13 protein-coding genes are annotated in these 16,221 nt (G+C 55.1%); 4 read left to right on the forward strand and 9 right to left on the reverse strand.

The annotated features are described in order from the left end of the window. Positions 1-419 precede the first annotated feature (419 nt). The 7 genes from SV7mr_RS03455 to thpR all read right to left on the reverse strand — a co-directional run bounded on the left by SV7mr_RS03455 (position 420) and on the right by thpR (position 10,225). Positions 420-1,247: a hypothetical protein gene (locus SV7mr_RS03455; protein WP_145269251.1), complete on the reverse strand. Its 828-nt coding sequence runs from the start codon at positions 1,245-1,247 to the stop codon at positions 420-422. A 54-nt stretch (positions 1,248-1,301) separates the two neighbouring features. Then, the gene (locus tag SV7mr_RS03460; RefSeq protein WP_145269253.1) at positions 1,302-2,009 is read right to left on the reverse strand and encodes a PTS sugar transporter subunit IIA; all 708 of its coding nucleotides are present in this window, start codon (positions 2,007-2,009) and stop codon (positions 1,302-1,304) included. 313 nt (positions 2,010-2,322) lie between these two features. After that, positions 2,323-3,666 (reverse strand): DUF1552 domain-containing protein, encoded by a 1,344-nt coding sequence (locus tag SV7mr_RS03470; protein WP_419188041.1) that lies wholly within the window; start codon positions 3,664-3,666, stop codon positions 2,323-2,325. A gap of 4 nt (positions 3,667-3,670) precedes the next feature. Next, complete coding sequence (locus tag SV7mr_RS03475; protein ID WP_145269257.1) at positions 3,671-6,145, reverse strand: DUF1592 domain-containing protein; 2,475 nt, start codon at positions 6,143-6,145, stop codon at positions 3,671-3,673. A gap of 256 nt (positions 6,146-6,401) precedes the next feature. Next, positions 6,402-7,247 (reverse strand): hypothetical protein, encoded by an 846-nt coding sequence (locus SV7mr_RS03480; RefSeq protein ID WP_145269259.1) that lies wholly within the window; start codon positions 7,245-7,247, stop codon positions 6,402-6,404. A gap of 251 nt (positions 7,248-7,498) precedes the next feature. Continuing rightward, positions 7,499-9,499: a LamG-like jellyroll fold domain-containing protein gene (locus SV7mr_RS03485; protein ID WP_419188042.1), complete on the reverse strand. Its 2,001-nt coding sequence runs from the start codon at positions 9,497-9,499 to the stop codon at positions 7,499-7,501. 141 nt (positions 9,500-9,640) lie between these two features. After that, positions 9,641-10,225: an RNA 2',3'-cyclic phosphodiesterase gene (gene thpR, locus SV7mr_RS03490; protein WP_145269261.1), complete on the reverse strand. Its 585-nt coding sequence runs from the start codon at positions 10,223-10,225 to the stop codon at positions 9,641-9,643. Between the two features lie 162 nt (positions 10,226-10,387). On the opposite strand from thpR, the gene SV7mr_RS03495 reads away from it, so the two are divergent. The 4 genes from SV7mr_RS03495 to SV7mr_RS03510 all read left to right on the forward strand — a co-directional run bounded on the left by SV7mr_RS03495 (position 10,388) and on the right by SV7mr_RS03510 (position 14,188). Beyond that, complete coding sequence (locus SV7mr_RS03495) at positions 10,388-11,431, forward strand: YheT family hydrolase (protein ID WP_419188043.1); 1,044 nt, start codon at positions 10,388-10,390, stop codon at positions 11,429-11,431. Between the two features lie 76 nt (positions 11,432-11,507). Next, entirely contained in the window at positions 11,508-11,861 is a 354-nt protein-coding gene (locus SV7mr_RS03500; protein ID WP_145269265.1) for a hypothetical protein, read from the forward strand. Between the two features lie 15 nt (positions 11,862-11,876). Beyond that, entirely contained in the window at positions 11,877-13,094 is a 1,218-nt protein-coding gene (locus tag SV7mr_RS03505; protein WP_145269267.1) for a hypothetical protein, read from the forward strand. Positions 13,095-13,135: 41 nt separating this feature from the next. Continuing rightward, positions 13,136-14,188, forward strand: coding sequence for a hypothetical protein (locus SV7mr_RS03510; protein WP_145269270.1), 1,053 nt, complete (start codon positions 13,136-13,138; stop codon positions 14,186-14,188). Between the two features lie 58 nt (positions 14,189-14,246). Here SV7mr_RS03510 and SV7mr_RS03515 read toward each other — a convergent pair whose 3' ends face one another. Together SV7mr_RS03515 and SV7mr_RS03520 are read right to left on the reverse strand one after the other, a co-directional pair. Beyond that, positions 14,247-15,647: a VWA domain-containing protein gene (locus SV7mr_RS03515; RefSeq protein WP_145269272.1), complete on the reverse strand. Its 1,401-nt coding sequence runs from the start codon at positions 15,645-15,647 to the stop codon at positions 14,247-14,249. 110 nt (positions 15,648-15,757) lie between these two features. Then, entirely contained in the window at positions 15,758-16,180 is a 423-nt protein-coding gene (locus tag SV7mr_RS03520; RefSeq protein ID WP_145269274.1) for a hypothetical protein, read from the reverse strand. Positions 16,181-16,221 lie beyond the last annotated feature (41 nt).

Genomic DNA, 16,221 nt, shown 5'->3' on the forward strand with positions numbered 1-16,221 from the left:
ACCGAACAAGGCAAGCCTCCAAAGGTCGTTATTGCCGCATGCATGCGCAAAATCCTCATCACACTCAACACAATGGTCAAAACAAATACAACATGGGAAAATCCACAAAACGCTTGACATCTAACACAGCCGCTCCCGCTTGCGGGAGCGGTCGGCCGGTTGGCGGTGGTAGCGCGCTGGTGAGTCTGCCGATTTGCAAGGCGAGAGCACTGATTGTTTCAATGGCCGGCCGGGGAGGGTTTTGTTGTGGCGGCCTGCGGTTGGCGTTGCCAACCACTTCACCCTCACCTCGCTTAGGCTCGATTTTCCCGCCAGAGGGAGAGTTCAGTCAACGAATGGTCAACGCTTCCCATCAGCCGTTTTGGCGTTCGCCAGGGTCAAGCGTTACATCGCCTTCTCAGCGAACAATCGCCATCTGTTTACGCCGCTTGACGAGCGGCCGCTGGCCATGTCCTGTTGTTGGTCGTTGCTTGTTCAAGTGGTTCAGCTTGCCGCTGAAGCTTGTTGGGCAACAGGCGTGCGACGCTTCCCGGTTTGATGACGATGTTTTCAACTCCAGCCGCTTTGGCCAGTTGGTGATGATCCAGGGATTGATCGGATGTGATCCAGGTGTGACGATGCGTTGCGGAGGGCGCTGATTGCAACAACGCTCCCCAGGGTTTGCCAGCGGTGGCGGTTTCGTCCCACCAGATCTGATCGAAACCAGCGAGTTGCGCTTGCTGGGCACTGCGAAACGCAGCCGTTGGCACTTGATGCAGCGACGCCACTGAAAGCAAGGTTTGCTGAGCCATTGCATTGGCTGCAATCACTGCAATGGATGTAGCGGGTTCCGCCGGCATTTCTTCCCAGCCACAGCGTCGTAGCCTTTGTGGCAGTTGGACATCCCATTGGTGAAACTCAATGGTGGGCAGGTCAGTCCATTCTGGCAGCAAGGGTTCATTGAGATTTTGGTAGGGCCGTCGTCCGCTGGCGATCTCAAGAGAGCCGCGAATGGCCACTGCTTGGGCCGTTCGGTGGCGGCGAAGAATTTTGCGCATCGCATACTGCGCCGCGCTGGAATCATTTTGGCGGCAGAGCACGATCAGTCGCACGCCGCGCGCGCTGCGATCGATGGCAGATTGCATGTGAGGGCGATAGGCGATCTGAGCTGCTCGCGCTTCGCAATATTCGTAGGCTGCACGAAACTCGCGGTGGTCTCGCCCACCGATCCAGAGCAGCGTTCCGTGATCCAGTTTTTGATCCGTCATGGTTCAGTTATCACTTGCCGCTGACGGCCTTCGCAAAAACGTGGGCGGTCAGGGCTAGTCGTCGGCATCCAGTTCCGTTTCGGCGTCGCTCATGCACTGCCAAGCTTCACCCGGGGATTGGCATTGCCGGAGGTGGGTCAAGAAGTTTTCGCCTCTGATCAAGCGACTTAATTTGGCCAGGATACGAAGGTGGGATTGATCGTCGTAAGAGCAGATTAGAAAAAACACATCTGTCATATGCCCGGAATCACTAAAGGGCAGGGGAGCGGAGCTGATCGCCAGTCCCAGGACCGAATCGGACAAGATAGAGGTTTGCGGGCGTCTGGGGTGCAGCAGGGCGACTCCGCTGTCCAGGGCGGTAGGGTGCATTTGTTCCCGGCTCCGGACGGCTTCGGCCATTGCCGCATCATCCCACATCAATCCCGATTTCGAAACCAGTTTGCACATGTCGCGAATCACGGACCCGCGAGTGCGAGCGCGAAGGGGGACTTCGATGGTCTCCACTGGCAAAAGATCGCAAATCCCACGTTCGTCAGAATCGCGGGACATGCGTTTGACGACTCGCTCGACCCGTTGCAGGTCCTCATGATCTTCGCTGGCACCGATTTGATCTTCGAGCCAGTGATGGATCTCGGCTTCATTGAATCGCCACTGGCCCCTGACTTTGCGCCCAGGAATTCGTCCTCGCGAAGCCATTTTCTCAGCCTGCCCAGGCGTGATATGCAGATAAGCAGCAATCTGTGCGAGGTCAAGATCTTCCATCGAAGGGGTCCGTGGCGTTGCGTGTGGTGCAAGTTGGTGGCGGTCCGCGGAAGTGTATCAGTTAATCAGGCAAGAAAGAAGGCAACCCAAATGAGGGTCCTCGGAGCTGGCGTTGCTGTCCAGCCAGACGAAGCGCCCCGACTGGCGACTCGGCCCAGTTCACATTGGCCCCGTTCACATTGGCCCCGTTCACATTGGCCCCGTTCACATTGGCCCCGTTCACATTGGCGAACCGTTGCCGTGTCAGCCGGGCGAATGCCGAGAGTCACTGGCAGGTGCAGTTTGCCAGTTGACGGATCATGATGAAGAAGCGTTACCCGAACAGTTCATTCATGGGCATGCTAGTGCTGTCCCCGAATTGGTCGATCGGAGTGTCCATCGAATTTGCGATTCTCACGAACAAGTTAGCGAGTTTGTGCTGTTTTTCATCGTATCGGATGAACTGGCCCGTCTTGTGTCCCATTTTCTTGCCGCCGGCAAGAAGCAGTGGGAAGTTGGTGTTGTCGTGAACTCGTGACGTTGCCGCACCTTGAAAAACCAAGCAGCGATCCAGCATCGACCCGTCGCCTTCGGGAGTCTCTTGCAGGCGATTGAGAAAATAAGCCAGTTGCCGAGCGACAAACTGGTCCCAAAGGCCCCAGTCTTTGAACCCGTCCTTTGTTTTTGTTGCAGAGTGACTGAGCTGATGCAGGTCTTTGCTCATGCCGATGCGTTTGGAAAGGTTATTGGTCGGTGCGGTCCCGCCTTCGGAGGCCAATTGGTAGGTGGCGACGCGAGTGATGTCAGCTTTAAAGGCCAAGTACATCAAGTCGTACATGGCTCGAATGTAGTTTTCAACATCGGTAAAGTCGAGATCCAGGTTCATCGCAGGCGGTTCAGCGGCTTGCGAACGCTGTGCCCACAGCTTGTCGTTTTCAATTTTCTTTTCCAGCCCAGCGACGGCTGCCAGGTACTCGTCCAGTGTGGCTTGGTCTTCCTTGCCAAGCTTGCGACGGAAGTCTTTCGCGTCGCCGTAGATCTCGTTGATCAGATTTTGTTTCTCACGCAGTCGGGCTCTGGCGGCAGGGCTACTGGCGCCATACATGCGCTCATAGATCTCTTTCAAGTTCGACCACGCAGGAATGCCTTTGCCTTCTTGATCAAACGAGAGCGTGTAGGTGCGGCTGATATTTCCAACGCCACCGACGGAAGACAAGGGCATCGATGCCAGCTGAGTTTGACCGGCATGCTGATTGGCGATGACTTGATCGATGGAAATTGAATTATGAGTCGTCTGCCCTTTGATCATTTCCTTGGACGTCAGAAAACCAGTCGGATTCACATGAGCATCGCCACTATTGCGGTTCAGGGGATGCGACAGTCCGGAGATGACGGAGAGATTCTCACGCAAGGGATTCAAGGCTTGCTGGCTGGTGCGGAAGGTATAGTCCTTGCCTGCTCCTTTGGGAAACCAGTACCAGTCTTCATGCTGTGGATCGCGTTCCGGGGGTAGGCTGACGCCGTTGGGGAAAAAGATGAACGCAGCCCGTTTGGGAAGCGTCGCCAGAGCTTGTTGCTCGTTGCCGACTGCCATGCCGTTCAGGAAAGGCAATGCCAGCGTGATGCCAGAACCACGCAAGAAGGTTCGACGCGAAAGGTGCCAGGATTTTCGTGACATCGATTTAGAGTCCTTGTGAAAACTGTGGGCGGCGAACGATTTCATGAATCAGCGTCGGCACCGAGTAGTCGCTCTTGGTAAAACGAGCTGTTAATTCGGTGACCAGCTGATCATCAGCGTAGTTCAGGTCACGTGAGAGAGCGTAGGCAAGCACACGCTCGGTCAAACCACGAGCAAAGTCAGCTTGCCGTTCATTGACCAAATACGCTTTCAGTGTATCGATTCCATCGACTGAATTTCCATCTGGTAATGTGGATTTTCGATCGATCGGTAGATAGTTCTTTTCAAATGTGGGTTTCCGCTTGGCTTTGCCCTTTTGGTTTGCCTTGGTGATCATCAGCACTTTCTCTCGCCAAGCGCCACTGGCATCGTAGTTTTCGAATGGGATTCCCCAGGGATCAATGCGCTGGTGGCAACTTTTGCAGGCTGCGTTGTTTCGGTGGGCAAACAGTTTCTGGTTGAGTGTCATGGATTCAAAGCCGGGAATGCTTTCGTCCAGGGGTGGAACGTTGGCCGGCGGATCGGGGGGCGGATCATTCAAGATCAACGAGGAAAGCCAAACGCCACGCAGGATCGCATGTGAATTCATGCCATCCGAGTTGCCAACTAGAAAGGTTCCCTGGGTAAGCAGGCCGCCACGATGGTGATTCGATTGCACGGCAACCTTTCGAAAGTGATCGCCACGAACACCTTTGATTTGGTAAAAGTTCGCTAAGGTTTGATTCACAAAGACGTGATCGGCATCAAGGAAGTCCAATGCGCTGGCACCGCTTCGGAACACATCGTCAACCGATTCAATCGTTTCTTGGTGCATCAATGGTTTGAGTGTCGCACGATACCTTGGGTAGTACGTGCGATCGACTGCAACATTGAAAAGCAGTGACGTCTGCAGCCACTGGTCTGTGAATTGTCGAGTGAATCGGCGTGATTTTTCATCGGCTAGCAAACGCTTGACTTGCTGTTCTAGGATTTTCGGATCGGTCAGTTGTTCTGTTCCCGCCAGTTCTAAGAGTTCAGCATCGGGGACAGAGCACCAGAGGAAGAACGCTAGACGCTCGGCAAGTTGATAGTTGATCTCGATCGCCTCATTGCTATTGCCAGGCATGCCAAGATACAGGAAGGCGGGTGAGGTTAAGATTGCCTGATAGGTGCTCAGCAGTGCGTCGCCAGGTGATTGGTCTGCGAGGTAACGCTGATGGATCGACTGGTACTTGGCTTGTTCTCGCTTGCTGGCGGGGCGGCGAAAGGCTTGTTCAATAAATCGGTTGATTTGTTGCTGTGCCAGTGGTTGGTCTTTAGCATCGCCTTCAGGAAACAACAGGCCGGTCAGTTCTCGATTGTTGTTGCCAATGTATTCCAACGAGTCAAGCTGCAGCGGTTGCCTGGAAGCGTTGGTGATGCGAATGAAGAATGGACGGTCAATCGCTCGAGTCATTTCCGCAGGCAGCTGTTCGGGCGACGCGACCAGGGTGTGAGCTTGAATGTTCTCGCTGGCAGGAATCGAGATTCGACCGAGTGTCTGCACGACTTGACGCGGGTCAACATCGGAACGTTGAAAGCCGATCGCAATGACCGCATTGCAGTTGGCATCAGAGCGAGCGGCAAGGTTGATGTCAAAGCGATATTGAGAAATCGCAGGAATGCTCAAATCCAAATAGCCACCGGCTTTGATCGTGATGTCGCCATTCTCGGTTCGCTCGACTTTGGCAAGCGGCGGTTTTTGTCGCTTGCCAGCATCCACAAAGACCGGCGCAGGGTTCACGTCCAGGTTTGCCAAGTCGGCGCGAACGCGTTCGGGTTCATAGGCGGTCACCTCTTTCAGATCAGCGATGATCGACATCACGGTGTTGAGATACGCTTCCAAGTGAGGGCTGCTAATCATCAACAGGTGTGAGCTGTTTTTTAATCCAGTTTTCGTGCTGGCTCCTTCTTCCGGTAAGGCTTCGATTTGTTTGGCCACTGAGGTGTGTAACAAATCCTCCAATGCATACTGCAGTTCGTATCGCGTCAGGCGTCGCACTCGACCACGTGGCTTGCTGGATGCCTGCAACGCCACTTTCTTGAATTCACTATCCAGCCAACGCGCCATGGCTTGGCGCTGTTCGGCGGATGGCTGAGGTTGATCCTCCGGTGGCATCTCGCCGGTGTTGAAGGCTTCACGGATGTCTTCCCAGTGATCAAAATCCTTGCCATCAATGAGGTCGGGGTCGATCGTGTCCAAGGCGATGTTTGCTTTGGGAGTTTTACCGCTGTGGCAGTCAACGCAAAAGGTTTGCAGGACAGGCTTGATGGTTGTGGCAAACGTTTGCAGGTCGGCTTTCAAATTCGCCTGCGTGTCAGTTGCGGCCTGCGTGTCAGTTGCGGCCTGCGTGTCAGCTGTAGCCTGCGTGTCAGCTGTAGCCTGGGAGACGGCGCAGCCGATCGCAATCACGGCGGCGCCTAATCGGAAGAGTGTTGGGGCCGAGATCATAAGCGGCATCGCGAGTGTGATCGTTTTGCTCTCTCAGTAGGACACCAGCCAGTAGGACACCAGCCGGTGGATACCAGCCGGTGGATACCAGCCGGTGGATACCAAGAATCAACCGATGAGAGAAAACGGTAGGCGGGAATGGACCCACGCATGATAACACAGCGAGCCGCTGAATGAGCAGAAAGTTGAACGCATTCGAAGCGGCGTCTCGTCGCCGAACCAGTTTGCCGCTCGTCCAGTTAGCTGCGGCGTTTTGGCAATCGTGTTATCGCTGATTGAAGAACGGGTTCACCGAGACGCCCCGAGACTTTTTCTGCTGGACGCGCTGTGGGAGTCCAGCGGCATTGTCCTTCATGTTGCGAGGCAGTGCAACGGTTTCTTTTAAGTCGTCAGGGGCCGTCGTGGCATGCTCTGGTGTGCTCGCTCCGCTGTCTTGGTTCGTTTTGACTGCCTGACTTGGCTGGCTTGCCTGACTTGATCCAGAAAGCGCGTCGGCAACCGACTGGAATGCCTCGTCACTGGCCTTGGCGGAGACGGGGCTGGTGTTCGGTTTGGTGGCGTCTTCCTTTGGTGGGCCAAACGCGGGATTGTAGCGAACCTGATTGATCGGTCCTGTTCGGTTCTCGATGCTTGTTTCGCCGCCCTGCTGAGTTTCCATCCAAGCTTCCAGTTTACTGAGATCGCTGGCGGAAAGATCTCCTAGTCCGAGGTCAACCATTGACAAGGGAATGAACATCAGCATGAACAAGCCAAACATTGTCACACCGGTGAGCAAGGAGTTGACAACCAAGATTCCAAAGCCGCGTAGCATGCCACATTTACCGGCCATCCCAAAGACCCATGCAGAGCCTAGCCAACCCAATGGCGTTGCGATCAATGCGCTTTGCGGACTCGTTCCGATCACAAAGACAGCAGAGATGAACGAGCTCACAACACCAGCGGCGGTCAGCCAGCCGAGGCAGGCCAGCAAGCCTGGAGTTTCATCGCCGATCCAGCTGATCGTGCATTTCAAGCAGGCGGCCGCCGCAAGCGAGAAAACCACCAGGAAGATCAGGCCAACGCCAACGATCGTCACGAGCATCGAGGTATCGATATCTGGAAAAGAGTCCATCTGAGTGTCCTATATCAAGCTGCAATTTCTAGATGCCAACGTTTCCCTCCGGGGAGGTGTTTTGGCATGCGGATGGTTCGTAAGGCTAGCTTGATGGCGGTGTTGTCACGCAAAGGGAGCGCAGGAATTAATCTTTTGCCAGTTTGTGTGAAAGTGGAATCCCGTAAAAAAGATACAGGCGATACACACTGAATTTGTATCGCCTGTTGAGGGGTGGTTGTGACGCTGGGCTAGGTTCTAGCGTGACTGCATTAGCGGGGTTGAAGCTGGCTTGCAGAGCCCAGTTTGCCATGCGCTCCGTTGCCACTATCGTCCAGTAAGAAAGGTCCTGCGGATTGATCGCAGTGGTGTAGCAGGACGCTGTTTTTGTCGCGTTGGAATCGCTCGGCGGGTTCGAAATCGCCTTGGTAGCGAGCTACGTTCGACAAGCGAATCTCATCAATCAAGCCGGTGAATGGGCGGCTGGGTTGGCCGCTGCGATTGGGATCCGCGCCAAGATACAGCGGCAGCGTGTTCGTTTTGCGGCGTCCTTTCGCAGGGACGGCTGCGACCTGTTTGCCGTTGATAAATAGCATGGCTTGCTGTCCGTCAAAGACGCCAGCGACATGTGACCACTTGTTGAGCGGCAAGGGCAGGGGAGCTTTTGGCGAGATGTAGCGGCCTTCGATGTTGATATCGAATTGAATCTTGTTGTCATTGAAGAAGAAGGCGTATTCGGAAGATTCTGTCTTGGCGATCGCTCCGACTGCATCGTTCGCTGCAGTCGGCTTGAACCAGGCTTCCAAGGTCAGCGGGCTCTCGGGAGCAATGTTGATGAGATTGCTATCGATTTGAACGGCGGTTGACGGACCATTGATGACAAGGGCTTGATTGGTTTTCGGGTCCGCTTGTGGCTGTGCACTGGGAGAGAGTTTGAGTTTCAGTGGCGTCGCGATCATCGGCAAATCGACGGCAGCTGATTTGGTAAACACGCGGGTTTCAAGGTTCACCTTCGGCCATGCCTTGGATGACTCGGGCCCACTTTCGTACTGAACCAGGAAGCTCAGTTCGGCGGTCTCGCCCGGTTCCAAGAGGCCGTGTTGGTGGTCCAGTGAACTGCGCCAGCCACTGCGGAGGGCATTGTCGTCAAAGCTGCCGGTCCACTGCAATTTTAAGTCCGTCGTATTGGTTAGCTTCATGGTGACTTCACCCTGAGTCTCGCCATCGGTGTCCACCATGACGTTAGGAGTGGTCTGTTGCCAGCGCAACCCACGAGCTTGGTCAACCATCCGCAGGAATTCAGGTGTGAATTGCTTGGGGTCCATGACTTCGCCAACCGGCAAGGTCGCAACGCTGATGGTTTCGGGGCGGACGGAAACGATGTTAAAGTGATGCAGCGAGCCAACGCCGGGAACCTGAGTGTCGTTGGGGAGGGATCCGCCAGTGGTTGCCAGGGCATAGTATTCGATGCCATCGATGGGACCTTCATATCGCATCCTGTGAATGTGCCCAGCGAAGACAGCACTGACGTTGCCGGCATCTTTTAAACGCGTGTGGACTTCGTCCCAATTGCACCCGGTGTAGCTGCCGCCGATCCAGCGAGGATGGTGCAAGAAAACGAACACGTGGTCTTGGTCAGCGAGGTCCTTGAGTGCTTGATCGAGAAACGCGAGCTGTTCTTTGCTCATGTTTTGCAACGCGCCGACACTGAAGGTCTTTTTGTTGGTTTGGGAGTCGCCTTCATCGCTATACAGGACAACGAATCCGGCGTTCTTGTGTTTGAAGGAATACCAGAGCGGTCCGAAATGCGTTTCGTAGTTCGCTTCGTGATGTCCTGGCGGAACGGGTTTCTTGCCACGGTAGTAAATGTCGTGGTTGCCAGCGACTGGGTACCACTTCATGGACAGACGCTTCATGATGGCTTTGAATTCGTCCGCTTGTTCCAGCCATTGAGGCGTTTCGTTGTAGCCTTGAATCAAGTCACCGACCGTCATGACCAAATCGGGGTCTAGCAAGTTTGTATCAACGACCGCCTGTTCCAAGACTTTTAAGCCGGCGGGTACACCTCCGGTACGATCCCCGTAAACGATGAATTGAAAGCCGTCTTTGGGAACTGGCGGCGCCAGACGCTTAGCGGTGCTGCGAGTTGTCATCACCGCTTGGGCGCCATCTTGATGGTCGCCATGCTTGTGATCGCCTTCGCCATCATGGCCGTTGGCAGATGGTATTAAGAACAAGCAGGCCAGCGCGGCAGAGAGGATTCGTAAACGCATTGTGGTCGAGATGGAGAAGGGGAGAGGTCGAATTCGTCGGCATCATTATGGCTGCGCAGAATGCTAGGTGTTGAAGAATGCCAGCCCAAGTGGTGAAGCTTTCAACAATCTTTCCGCGTTCCAAACGCATCTGCTTGATGATCAGCTACTCGGTTCGCCTAGCGGCAGTGAGTCCATGACGTGATACGACGGGCCTTGTTTTTCCAAAAAGCTGCCAATCAATTGGATTTCATCCACTACCATTTCGCCGACGATGGTCGCCGAGGTTTCTTCTAGGGCTTGCACTAATTCTGGTCCCGCGCGTCGCGAATTGCTTCGTACTCGACCGAGGGCTAAGTGTGGGACGTAATCTCGTGACTCGGGGCGATAGCCTAGATCTGCCAATGCGGTTTCCAATCCATTCACCAATCGGGTCAGCGAGTTGCTGGGGTCGGTCACACCCATGTAAATCACCCGCGCTCGATCGTTGCCGGGCAAGCCACCGGCGCCGCCAAACTGCAGTTCAAAGGGAGCGATGTCGACGGAGACCTTTCGCATGGCTTTGCAAATGTCGTGGACTTCAATGTTTTCGACTTCGCCCAGGAATTTAAGCGTTAGGTGCATGTTGTCGACCGGCACCCACTTGATCGAGTCGCTGTGTTCTTTCAGGCGTTTGATCATCTTTGCGGCCGCTGACGTGATTCCAGAGGGAAGTGGCACGGAGATAAAAGATCGAATCGTTTGCATGGAGAATGATGACGTTTCAAGTAGGCTTAATGGGACAACTTGGCTGGCGATGATCCGTCGCCGGTATGACCAGGCTGCAGTTACACTAAACTGAACCTCGGCATTGTAGACCAGCGACGACGATTTGATGATTGGCTAACTGTAGCGAATGGAATGGTGACTATGGAATCGGCAGCAGCCAAAACAAACCCCGCTTCGCCCGCGGAGCTCTTTCAGCCAACACCATTCGTCGCTCATCCCTTGTTTCGTGGGGGTTTCTTGCAAACCATCGCGCCGCGGTACTTGCCAGCGGTGAATTGTCTGGTCGATCAACGGCATCAAGTCGACCTGGAGGATGGGGATGCCTTGGTGTTGCATCAAAGTGATCCCCAGGTGTCCACCGGCGACACAAAAGATCAACAAGAGGCGGTGCCGAACTTGGTATTGTATCATGGCTTGGGTGGCTGTCATCGGTCACAGTACATGCAGCGGATCACCGACGGGGCATTGGCCCTGGGGTGGCGTGTTTATCGTGTGGACATGCGTGGCTGTGGTCAGGCGATTGACTTGGCATCTGGAATCAATCACGCCGGCCGCAGTGATGATGTTGCCGCAGCGTTAGAGTTTGTTGCCCAGCGGCATCCCGCTGGCCAATTGTTTGCTGCCGGCGTCTCCCTGGGGGGCAATCAATTGTTGCGATTCCTTGGCCGAGTGGGGGCGGGACAGGACGCGCGGCCGGCATGGTTTTGTCGGTTACTCGCCGCGGTCGCGGTGGTTCCACCGATAGACTTAGTCGCCTGCAGTCACAACATGCAGCGACTCTCAAGACGCATCTACAACCACTACTTCATCAAGGCCTTATTTGATTCCATCGGCACGCGAGCGAGGCAGCAGGCGGCGTTTCAACAGTTGCTGTCCGGACGCAGACCCCGCACATTGTGGGAATTAGACGAGCGACTGACGGCGCCACTGAGTGGGTTCGCCGGGGCTAAGGAGTACTATGAAAGCAGCAGTTCTGCTTCGGTTGCCCCGCAGATTGACCTCCCTTGTTTAGTGGTTTCCGCAAAAGACGACCCTATTATTCCCGCCGTTTGCTTCGCTGGTGTGCAATGGTCAGCAACGACGACGTGGTTAGGATGCAAGTCTGGTGGGCATGCTGGGTTTGTTGGACCGGGTCGAGTTCCGTGGATCGATCGCTGTGTGCTTCAATGGCTGCAGCGGTTTTGAGCGACAGTTCATGAGCTTGACCAGTTTTCGCGACCATTTTTTCTCCGTTTAGTGCCTGAAGCCATGAGGCGATGCGATGTCGGGGCAATATCACGGTTGGGACGAAGAACCAGACAAAGAGCACTTTCGGTTTGCCAAAACGGTGGGCCGACCAAAAAGTGCGTCCGTTTTCTTGATCGAAGACTTTGGCGCGCACACCTCGCCGCGACAAGCATTATCGGCAGTCGTTGCCGCAATGTCTCAGTTTGAAGAGCGAGTTGAGGTCATGAAAAGTGACTGCAACGATCGATTGATACTAAAATTAAAGCAGTCTGCCATGTTGCGTGTGGCGGAGATCCATGACGGTGATGGCACGCACTGGGGGATTTTAGGGGTGCGCACAAGTGCGCCGAAGAAAAAGCGGTTTCGCTGGAAATTTTGGGCGAGTTAGCAAGGTGATTTAAAAATGGCTCACGGCGGCAAACAACGATCGAATCGACCGCGCCGTGGTGGGCCGAGCTTGCTGATTCCATTTCTTTTGGCGTCTCTGGCAGCCGCTCTCTCCTGGTTTGTGTTGCATCGACCACAGCATGTCGAGGAACTGCTTGCCGATGCCGGTGTGCAAGTTGATGTGGTCGCACATGTCAAACTGTTGTTCCCGGAACAGCTCAAGCGTGAGCAAGCCGAAGCAAAACGCGTTCAGTTGATGCTTGAGCAACAGCAAGAGCACGCGAAAACAGAGCGACGTGTTCAACAGGCGATTGCCAGAGCCAACTTCTATCAGCAGAACGTGCTGCCATTAATCGACCAAACCAATCAGGCGGACCACGAAGCGGTCACCCGTTGTCGTCACCGCATCGCGCGGCAGATGGACTTGTATCACAAAGGTGCTGACCGTTTTGTCGCTGAGGTCACGAACCTGACGACGCGCTTTGGTGTGCTCAGCCGGATGCCGGGAGCCTGGTGGTCCGGAGACGATCGGATCGAAGCCTATGTTCGTAGCAAGTTCCATCAGCATGTCTTCACCGACAGGAAACTGATGGCAGACCTGTCCCGGATCTTGTTAGAGTTTCGCGATGAGATCAATGCCAATCAGAGACGCTTGTTGGCCCAGGTGCAGGCCGCAGTCAACGAATCTGATTTGCCGAAAGTCACTCCGCTGGAACCGCAGGTCTTTTGCGAACAGGTCGCGTTGACCTTGGCCGAATTCGCCTCCGATCAAGGGCTCACAAGTGTCGAAAACTTGGTGGGCGCACTGGTGCTTGGCGAGGTCGGGGCCTTTGCCGCCAGATCGTTGATCCTGGCCGTCATGGCTCGAATGGGACCAGCCCTGGCCACCGGCGCGGCTGCAGGGGCCGGTGCGGCGGTGGGAGGTTCGGCAGCCGGTGCAGGCGGCGGATCGCTGGCCGGACCGGTTGGGACCGTGGTGGGTTTTGGCGTCGGGCTAGCCGTTGGTCTGGCGATCGACTGGTGGATGACAGATCAGTTCCAAAGCGAGTTAAGCGGCAACATGCATCACTACTTATTCAAGCTAGAATGTGGCCTAATTGCCGGATCATCCGACGGCGGTGGCGATGGTCTGCGCGACACGTTGCCGATTGTTTGCGATCAGTTGAAACAGGCCTATCAGGATCGATTTTACCAACAGATTGTTGCGGAACCTTTAGCGTTAGGGAAACCATGATGAGCCGCTGGCAGCGTTGTCTTTGTACTGGGATTGTTTGCATGTCCCCGTTTTTGGGGCTCAATGGGTTCGCGCCATCTGCTCAGGCGGATCAGGTCGGGGGCTCTTCGTTGGTCGGTTGGTACCAGCAGCCCGTTATGATGTCGACTTCCTCAGTCGTCAAAGCGATCGCAAAGTACTTTGGCAAACAGGGGGCCGAGGAGGCTGCGGAGTACGCTGCCAAAAAAGGCACGGCGGAAATGGCTGAACGTGTCAGCCAAGCTGCACTGCGGCAAGGTGGCAAAGAGGCCACCGAGCAAGTGGCTTCGCTGGTTAGCAAGCATGGTCCCGATGCTCTGAAAGCTTTGGATAACGTGGCTGATCTCAAGCCGGTGTTGGCGGCGCTCGATGACGTGCCTGCCGATCAGGTTGCAGCGGCATTGACTCGACTTGGCAGCGGTGCTGCCGGTCGTGAATTGGCCGAGACCATTGCGAAGACGGGTTCGGCGGCGCTGAAGGCTGAACTGAAGCACCCTGGCGTGGGAGGCTTGCTGGCGACGAAGCTGGGCAGTGAAGGCGCTGAGCTGGCGACCAAGCTAACCTCGGACCAAGCCATCGCGTTGGCGCGTCACGGTGATGATCTGGTGAAATTGACCGCATCGCAGCGTCAAGGTGTGCTCAGCCTGGTCAAAAACGATGGCCAGCGAATGGCTGCCTTCATGGGGCGTTTTGTCCAGCAGAACCCCGGCAAGACACTCTTTACTGTGGCTGCAACGACGGTGATCTTGGCCGAGCCAGAACGAATTCTTGGCGGCGGGACGATTGCCTACGATGCCGATGGGAATCCTGTGCTGTTGGAAACCACCGGTCTGGCCGATCGGACTTTAAACCTCGGGGCAGATGCAGTCGGGCAAGTGACGGATCGTTTCCTGCAGCCCTTGTTCTACGTGGCAATGGTTTTCCTGGTGGTCTTTGCCAGTGCTTGGATGCTGATGAAGCTGTGGCATATACATCGCCGACAATCGCAGTTGACCCAACAGGCACTGCAATCATCAGCTGTTGTTGATGCCGTTTCGGCCAAGAAGAAATCAGCAGACGATTCCGAGGCCGCTTAGCAGCCCCGCATCGAAACTCCGCCGCACTTGACCAGCTTGCGAAGCCAGCGGTGAGCGATCACTGAACCAGACGGAATTCACCGTCGCTCGGTTCAGCCAGCTTCTGGAGGAACGATCGCATTTCGGATTCCACGCCCACGCCGATCGAGTTAAAGGTCAGATTGTGGAATCGGTTGTAGCTCAAGATGTCCTGCAGAATCGCCGCTGGTGCAGTCAATCGGCCTGCCGTTGGGCGGCCATCGGATAACAGGAACACCGCTTCGACCTGAGAGTCAAAGACCAGTGCTGCGCGAAGAGCACCATGGATGTCCGTGTTCTTGATGGGTTTTAACTTGCGCACAAAACTGGTGGCTTTGTACTTGTTTTCCTCGGTTGCCTGAACCAAGTCATGCTGGAAAAAATCGATCCGTTCATTGTAGGCCAGGATGCTGAACTCAGTACTGGGTTCAAGTAATTCGATCGCTTCGATTAACTCGGCTTTCGCTTGTTGCATGCGTATTCGGCCGTTATATGCTTCGGCCATGCTGCCGCTGCAATCCACCAGGAACAGCAGTCGCTTGGCGTAAATCGGGATCCCATAGTATTCCGATTCGACCAGTTTCATGTTGCTGGAACTGCTCTCGCTGGGAGCGTCGACCAGCTTGATTGTGTCGGTTTGGGGTTCCGGCTGTTCGGGATTGGGGCCTAAGAGTTCTGGAGACTCAACGTCGATGCCGACCCGAGCTTGCCAGCGCGCGAATCGCGGTGCATCATCATCAAACTGTTCCAGCGTGACTTGCTTAAAAGCCTCATTCATCAAGTGCTGCAATTGCCCGTCGGTTTGGTCAGCGATCATTGCCAACGCATCCCACGCCCGAGGATCATCCATCTGCACCAAGGCTTTGGCAACTGCGAAGCGAAAGCCGTACCGTTGGGCATACGCGGGGTGTTCTGTGAGTGCCTCAATGGCCGTAATCGCTGCGGTCCGTTGATTAAAGCCAAGAGAAAGTGCCGCAGCAGCAATCCAAGAATCGCGATCACATGTGAAGACCTTCACGAGACTTTCTGTCGCCACGGGCGAATCGATCGTGCCGATGCAATTGATCAGTTGCAACACCCCGGCTGGCAAATCATTCTCGTCGCGTTTGTTGATGGCGACACGCTTGGTATTGGACGCCAGTTTGGCCATCGCTTCGGTCATGTCTGGCAGTGCGGTTCGCTGTGCCTCTCGAGTCACTCCGATGCGATGAATCGCCGCGATTCGTTTGACGTCGTTTGTACCTGATAAGGCTACCACCAACTGGCGATTGCTTGGTCGCGTTTGTCCCAGGCAACGAACAGGCACCAGCAGCAGTGCGCAAAACGCGATCAGCAACATTAGAGGTGCACCGAGCGTTTCAGTGACACGGTGCTGGTCACGGTGCGATGATTCGACCGCACCGTCATTTGCTGATGAATTGAAGACGATCAGGTGGTGCATCTTGGTGCCTGCAACAGTGACATCTGCGAACACAGAATCGGGTGCCTGAACCGTTCTGACTGGCCACAGGCAAGACGGTGACCGTCACGACCGGTTACCGTACCAGAATTTTAGACGTTTGGCAAAAAGTCTTGACGATTGCCAATCAATAAGCACACGGCGCCATCAAGTTGGATCCCCTGTTCGGCGGGTGATTCGAGAATCAAACTCAGTTGGTTGAACGCGGCGGAAGCCTTGGTTAAGTCCACCTGCAGCGGGAACGTTGTGCCCGCTTTTGGGTGTGTCTCTAGCACAGTCCCGTTCAGTTGAATCGTGATGCGCTGGGCACTGAAATGGTCAATTTGCAGGACCATCTTTTCGTCTGCGTCAAGCTGTGGGGGGCGATTGAATGATCGTTGGTAGTGGACGATTCCTGCGTGAGGCAGGTCGCTTTCTAAGTCCGGCACATCAACTTTCGCAACCAAGTGATCATCAGTTTGTTGCCCATCAGCCACCAAGCGTTTCCAGGGGCGTTTTAGTCGAATGCTGTGCATGTTGTTCACCGCTTAGGAGGAGGACCTGGGCGAAGCAGGTT

This window comes from Stieleria bergensis (assembly GCA_007745635.1).
GTDB classification, from domain to species: Bacteria; Planctomycetota; Planctomycetia; order Pirellulales; family Pirellulaceae; genus Stieleria; species Stieleria bergensis.

Coding starts and splice junctions, on each gene's coding strand:
- SV7mr_RS03455 (WP_145269251.1), bottom strand. CDS start 1,247: ATGACGGATCAAAAACTGGATCACGGAACGCTGCTCTGGATCGGTGGG.
- SV7mr_RS03460 (WP_145269253.1), bottom strand. CDS start 2,009: ATGGAAGATCTTGACCTCGCACAGATTGCTGCTTATCTGCATATCACG.
- SV7mr_RS03470 (WP_419188041.1), bottom strand. CDS start 3,666: ATGTCACGAAAATCCTGGCACCTTTCGCGTCGAACCTTCTTGCGTGGT.
- SV7mr_RS03475 (WP_145269257.1), bottom strand. CDS start 6,145: ATGCCGCTTATGATCTCGGCCCCAACACTCTTCCGATTAGGCGCCGCC.
- SV7mr_RS03480 (WP_145269259.1), bottom strand. CDS start 7,247: ATGGACTCTTTTCCAGATATCGATACCTCGATGCTCGTGACGATCGTT.
- SV7mr_RS03485 (WP_419188042.1), bottom strand. CDS start 9,499: ATGCGTTTACGAATCCTCTCTGCCGCGCTGGCCTGCTTGTTCTTAATA.
- thpR (WP_145269261.1), bottom strand. CDS start 10,225: ATGCAAACGATTCGATCTTTTATCTCCGTGCCACTTCCCTCTGGAATC.
- SV7mr_RS03495 (WP_419188043.1), top strand. CDS start 10,388: ATGGAATCGGCAGCAGCCAAAACAAACCCCGCTTCGCCCGCGGAGCTC.
- SV7mr_RS03500 (WP_145269265.1), top strand. CDS start 11,508: ATGTCGGGGCAATATCACGGTTGGGACGAAGAACCAGACAAAGAGCAC.
- SV7mr_RS03505 (WP_145269267.1), top strand. CDS start 11,877: ATGGCTCACGGCGGCAAACAACGATCGAATCGACCGCGCCGTGGTGGG.
- SV7mr_RS03510 (WP_145269270.1), top strand. CDS start 13,136: ATGTCCCCGTTTTTGGGGCTCAATGGGTTCGCGCCATCTGCTCAGGCG.
- SV7mr_RS03515 (WP_145269272.1), bottom strand. CDS start 15,647: ATGCACCACCTGATCGTCTTCAATTCATCAGCAAATGACGGTGCGGTC.
- SV7mr_RS03520 (WP_145269274.1), bottom strand. CDS start 16,180: ATGCACAGCATTCGACTAAAACGCCCCTGGAAACGCTTGGTGGCTGAT.